The sequence below is a fragment of the Brasilonema bromeliae SPC951 genome, assembly GCF_012912135.1.
GTDB classification, from domain to species: domain Bacteria; phylum Cyanobacteriota; class Cyanobacteriia; order Cyanobacteriales; family Nostocaceae; genus Brasilonema; species Brasilonema bromeliae.
This window is the reverse complement of record NZ_QMEB01000316.1, coordinates 1-5986: the sequence shown is the minus strand read 5'-3', so window position 1 is coordinate 5986 and position 5986 is coordinate 1. Positions and strand designations below refer to the sequence as shown.

Sequence of the window (5986 nt, the reverse complement as noted above, 5' to 3'; positions counted from 1 at the left end):
TCCTTCTTTTCGTGTCCTCAATAACGTTTTCAGCCTTAACTGAACCGTATTGACTTATAGATGGCAAATTAGTAGGCGTAGTAGGCGTAGGTTGGGCCGTTGGAACGAAACCCAACAAATACGCCCAATGTTGAGTTTCGCTTACGCTCTACCCAACCTACAATTACTTTTTCTGTAACTATTCAGATGACAAATTCTTTGCAGTCTTTATTTCAAGCGATCGCTCAAACTCGTGATGAGCAGGAACTACGACTGCACGTCATGGTTAGAATTGGTGAGTATTTTGTTGCTCAACGTTGGGGGCTTTTTTTCTTTGATCAGCTTCCCCTTGTCGAAACAAATCTTCCGGGCATTGTTAAATTAGCTTTATCTTTAGAACATAATCCCGTCTTGCGTTACGTAGTTGAGCATCATGCCCCAGTTCACGAAGAATTATTATTACCTCCTGGGGCGTGGTCGATGATTTGTCCGCGTTCTGATCACGCGCATGTAATGGCTGGACCAATTGTTAGTCATGGTCGCCTTGTGGGCGGAGTTGGCTTTACTCGCGTTCGCGGTACTTCTGCGTTTAATACTCAAGAACTTACTGAACTGAGTGCCCTTTGCCTTCATCTGTCAACCTGGTTAACAACAACATCGTCACAACCAACTGAATTCAATTCTGTGAATATTAATCGCTTAACACCGCGTGAAATTCAAATTGCCGAACTAGTCGCACAAGGGCGAACAAATGCTGAAATCGGTACAGCCCTTTGGATTACAGAAAATTCTGTTAAGCAAGCCTTAAAACGAATGTTTCGCAAGCTTGAAGTTTCTTCTCGTGCTGAGTTAGTAGCACGGCTTTTTTCCAACACCAGGCTTTTGGCGTCTAGAAATGTGCTCTAACGCCTACGTTCTATAAAAGAATAAAAAATTTAGGACTTACGCACGCGCTACTTTCTGACTTAAGTGTCAGTTAGTCAGTCATTAACTCATACTTTTCTAGTAACTTTGGTAAAATACATAACTTTATTAAAAATATAAAAACAGCTAATCTATTAATACTTAAGGGGGATGCAGAGATAAAATCTGCTTTGCCACGGGAAGCTGAAGTATGAAAAACTGGATAACAAGATTATTAATATATATAACGTTATTGTACAACCTGTTGCTAGGAGCTAATGACGCAAAAGCTAACCAACTTTCAGATGTTTACGTACAGCAATTAAATACACTACCGGGAATTGAAAAGTTAGCAATGGCTGACAATACGCATCAAGAGAACAGAAAGGATGATTTCCGAAGATTTCGCGAGATAATCAAAGGTGCAGATAAGTTAGAGGGACTTTTTACGCTTTATCGCGCTAAAGATTCTGGCGAAATCTATTGGGAAATTAAGCCAGAACAACTCAACAAAAATTACTTGGGTATAGTAACTTTGGAGTCAGGCGTTGGGGAAAGTGGACTTTATAGTGGACTCCCGTTACAAGATTTTCTGTTCTACTTCCAGCGAGTTAACAATAATTTGCACTTTGTGATTCGTAATGTTAAGTTCCGCACAGAAGCGGGTCAACCAGAAGAGCGATCGCTTGCTCGTTCATTTAGCGACTCTGTTCTTTATGCAGTTAATATAGTTTGTATCGACCCATACACAAAAAATATTCTGATTGATATAAATGACCTGCTCATGCAGGACTTTCCTGGATTAACTTCTCTATTAAAATACTCTTTGCAAACTGAATATCAGTTACAAGAAAGTAAGTCATATTTGGGTGATGTCAACAGCCTTCCTTTAAATCTAGAGATTGATTCGATTTATGGTTTTTCATCACCAGAAGGAGCAGATTTAATCACCTTACCTGACAGCAGGGCACTCACGCTCAAAGTACACTATAGTTTTTCCCAACTCAGAGAAAACAACGGCTATATTCCCAGATTTGCTGACGACAGAGTTGGATATTTTATTACTGCCTTCCAGAACTTCTCTGGCAATATTGGCAAAGAACCATTTGTACGTTACATCAATCGTTGGCATCTTGAACCATCTGATCCAAATGCTGCTTTGTCTCCACCTAAAAAACCGATTGTGTTTTGGATTGAAAATGCCGTACCGTTAGAATACCGCGATGCAGTTCGTGAAGGCGTTTTGATGTGGAACAAAGCATTTGAAAAAGTAGGATTTCAAAACGCCATTGAAGTCCGCCAAATGCCAGATGATGCTGATTGGCACCCCGCAGATGTGCGTTACAACACAATTCGCTGGTTTAATTCTCTAGATGCAGGTTTTGCCAGAGGACCAATGCGCGTTAACCCACTCACTGGGGAAATCTTAGATGCAGACATCATTGTCGATGCCAATATGGTGCGCTCAATTCAGCAAAATTATCACACATTGATAGAAGCAAATTCAGATGACCTCTACCCGATGAGTATCTATGCAAAGTCTGGAGTCAAAATGAGCCAGCACAATGCAACTGGAATTCAAAAATCAATAGTTGAAAACAGAGAATCTTGGTCTAATGATTCTGACTTCTACTACGGTATGGAGTCATCTTTTCAAGCCGCAATGGGAGCGTTAACGCTCTCACTCGTGCAAGATGCTACACCAAGTAGTGACCAAATGAAAAAGTACGTACATCAATATTTACGTTCTCTGATCGCTCATGAAGTTGGACACACCCTTGGTTTACGCCACAACTTTCACGGTAGCACAATGTTAGCACCCGAGGAATTAAACAATACTGAAATCACTCACACCAAAGGTTTGGTAGGTTCAGTGATGGATTATGTACCTGTCAACATCGCACCACAAGGAGTACAACAAGGCGATTATTTTCCCGCGATTATTGGTCCCTACGACGAATGGGCAATTGAGTACGGTTACAAAAGGTACTCGCATCTGATGCTTGAGGGAATCACTCCTTTGACTGAAAAGCCTTTTTTAGAGCAAATTGCTTTAGCGTCGCCTCAACCAGAATTATCTTACGCCACAGATGAAGATATTTGGGATATCAATCCTCTGGCAAATGTCTGGGATATGAGTAGTGATGTGTTAGTTTATTCTCAATGGCAAATGGATAATGCCCGCATGATGTGGCAGCGTCTAGATAAGCGTTCTCCCTTGAAAGGAGAAAGTTATAGTGAGCGACGTCTATTATTTAACAGAATATTTCAATACTATTTCCGTAATGCCATTTTGCTCACTAAATACATTGGTGGGCAGTCTTTTAAGCGTCACCATGCTTTAGATGATACTCATGCTCACTTTGTACCAGTTCCTCTAGAAAAACAACGTCAGATATTGACAAATTTACATGAATATGTATTTGATCAGGATGCTTTTCGTTTTTCATCACAATTGCTGAATCAATTAGCACCATCGCGCTTTTCACACTGGGGTAACCCTATACCTGTTTACCGTCTCGATTATCCAATTCATGAGCGTATTTTGCAGCTTCAAAGTGTGATATTGCGAAGTTTATTAGATGGCGATCGCTTAAATCGTTTACGTGATCTAGAATTAAAAACTTTGCCTGGGGAATCCCTGACAATACCAGAACTGTTTGACACATTGCAAAAAGACATTTGGACAGAAGTTTTCACTTCCGAATCACATATGTCAATTTCTAGCATCCGCCGTTCCCTGCAACGGGAACATCTGAATATTTTGCTAGGGATGGTGTTGCGTACAACTTATGTCCCTGAAGATGGTCGTACAATCGCTTGGTATGAATTGCGTGAACTGCTGAAAGCTATTGATGTTGGTGTTAAACAACACGGTGGTAAGTTGGATATTTACACGCTGGCTCATTTGGAAGAAACGAGCGATCGCATTACCAAAGCTTTAAACGCACAATTGCTTTCTAATTGATGAGGTTTGATTTTAGAATTCAATACATAAAAGCGCTTGCTAGTTTTTAGCAAAGTTGTTGAGCAAAGAATTATTTATCGCTCAACAACAGAATGGCTATGATTCATTCACTAACAACTTGAATTTCATCCAGTCGATTTATCACCACATCCGCACCTTTGACATTCTCCGCCTTCCCCACCCAAGTAATACCAATGCAACCAGCAGCTTTAGCATGACGCGCCATTTGCATATCACCCACAGAATCTCCTACCATGAGCGTAGCACTTGGTTGGACTCCTAAAGCTTGGCATGCTTGCAAAAATAAAATTGGATCTGGTTTACTTGGTCCTTTATCGACTCCCATAGATAATTGAATGTAATCACCTAATTGATGATGCTTGACAAAAGCACGGACTTCTTGGGTTGTCGCTGCTGAAAGAATTCCTAATTTCAATTCAGTTTCCGATAAAGACTTTAGCACTTCCAAACTACCTACAAACAAAGGTGAAGGTGTATTGCCAAGGTATTTTTCAGCGTCGTCCAAAGCTTGACGGGCGATCGCCAACGACTCAAACCAACTCCGTCCAGTTTCCGCAATATATGCTGCTGCAGCAATTTCTGTTTCGCGACGACTCGCCACCGCGATTAAACCCGCTGGATCGAGGTTATCACCATTAACACCAAATGCCATTAACAATGGTTCCCCAGTGCCAGGAATTTGGGCATCAATTATCCGTGCTCCTCTTTGTGCGAAAGCACGTAAATCAGCTTCTGAGTCTTCTAACGTACCATTTTTGTCAAACAGAATCGCTTGGATATTGGAAAACGTCACATTTCTACACTGAATAGTTGCCAAAAGACACCTCTGAAAAAAGGGCATAGCATATAATATCGCGACGAGGGGTAATACTATAGAATCAGTTTCTGAGCAATACTGATAATGCTTGCTGTTTTGCCACAAATGCTATGGATGAGGAACTGTTATCCTGCTTAGTTGACGAAGCTTGTCAACACCTACCCGGAAGTCCAGAACGTCAAAAACTGCTGACGCGAGTCATTCGTTTAACCTCAAGCAAACTCTGGAGGGAAACGACTCCTTACTATCAGGATGCATTGCAACAAACTTGGTTATATTTTTGTCGCAACATTTGTGAAGGAACAACAGGTCAGAGGTACGATTCTTCTTTAGGTAGTGTTATAACTTGGCTGAATGTTTATCTAAAACGCAGACTGCAAGACTTTTACCGTGATCATCAACGACAACAAGCCAGAATAGTTTCTGCTAATATCAACCAGTTTCGCTTGGGTGAAGCAAGTGAAATTGTTAATCCTGTAGATAACCTTGCTGCTGAACCTGATATTCCTCCTATTTTAGAAAACGTTAGATCGTGGGCAGAGAAAGACGCTGATGGAGAACTGCGCCAGACATACATTCAAGGACATCCGCAAGTGAATTGTCAAGTGTTAATTTTGAAACGTATGCCACCAGAAGTGAGTTGGAAGGAACTATCAGCGGAATTTAATTTACCTGTTTCCACTTTGAGTAGTTTTTATCAACGGCAGTGTCTTCCTCGTTTACGAAGTTTTGCTGAAAAAGAGGGGTTTATATAGCATTTTTTTACACATTTAGCTTGCGGGCGTAGCTATGCAGTTCTTCACAAAGCTGCTGTAGCAGGAGTGACTGGGATGAGTACACAAAGAAATGATCTCCAGGAAACATCTGTATTGAAAAAGCACCATTAGTCTGTTGTTGCCAACCTGCCAAATCTTCACGACTGACTTTCCAATCTTGTAAGCCCCCGAAAGCAGTAATGGGACAAGTTAGTGGAACAGAGGGAGTGTAAACGTAATTTTCCAGAACAGCAAAATCTGCCCGCAGGATTGGAAGAAGCAGTTGCATGAGTTCGGAGTTATCTAGTACTTCTTTGGGCGTACCGTTATAGCGGCGTAGTTCATTTAAGAATGCTGGTTCTGGCAAATTGTGAATAGGTGGTTCTGGATCGGGAATTTGTGGAGCGCGGTGACCAGATACATATAAATGTAATGGAGTCAAGCGATAATTTTGATAAAGTCGTCGCGCAAGTTCAAAGCTAACCACTGCGCCCATGCTGTGACCGAAGAAGACGAAAGGTTTATTGAGGCTTGGCAAGAGGG

The 5986-nt window shown here is 41.3% G+C and carries 5 protein-coding genes; 3 read left to right on the top strand and 2 right to left on the bottom strand.

Annotation, left to right across the window (positions count from 1 at the left end; all coding sequences use genetic code 11):
• Positions 1-186: 186 nt before the first annotated feature.
• Both DP116_RS26470 and DP116_RS26465 read left to right on the top strand, forming a co-directional pair.
• Positions 187-885, top strand: a complete 699-nt coding sequence (locus DP116_RS26470; RefSeq protein WP_169157977.1) for a LuxR C-terminal-related transcriptional regulator — start codon at positions 187-189, stop codon at positions 883-885.
• Positions 886-1093: 208 nt separating this feature from the next.
• Positions 1094-3850, top strand: coding sequence for a zinc-dependent metalloprotease (locus DP116_RS26465; RefSeq protein ID WP_169157976.1), 2757 nt, complete (start codon positions 1094-1096; stop codon positions 3848-3850).
• 103 nt (positions 3851-3953) lie between these two features.
• On the opposite strand, the gene DP116_RS26460 is transcribed toward DP116_RS26465, so the two are convergent.
• Positions 3954-4688 (bottom strand): HAD family hydrolase, encoded by a 735-nt coding sequence (locus DP116_RS26460; RefSeq protein WP_169157975.1) that lies wholly within the window; start codon positions 4686-4688, stop codon positions 3954-3956.
• 110 nt (positions 4689-4798) lie between these two features.
• Here DP116_RS26460 and DP116_RS26455 point away from each other — a divergent pair, with 110 nt between their 5' ends.
• Positions 4799-5443 (top strand): sigma-70 family RNA polymerase sigma factor, encoded by a 645-nt coding sequence (locus tag DP116_RS26455; protein WP_169157974.1) that lies wholly within the window; start codon positions 4799-4801, stop codon positions 5441-5443.
• 7 nt (positions 5444-5450) lie between these two features.
• Here DP116_RS26455 and DP116_RS26450 read toward each other — a convergent pair.
• Positions 5451-5986: thioesterase II family protein (locus DP116_RS26450; protein ID WP_169157973.1), on the bottom strand; the 536-nt coding region annotated here is incomplete at its 5' end.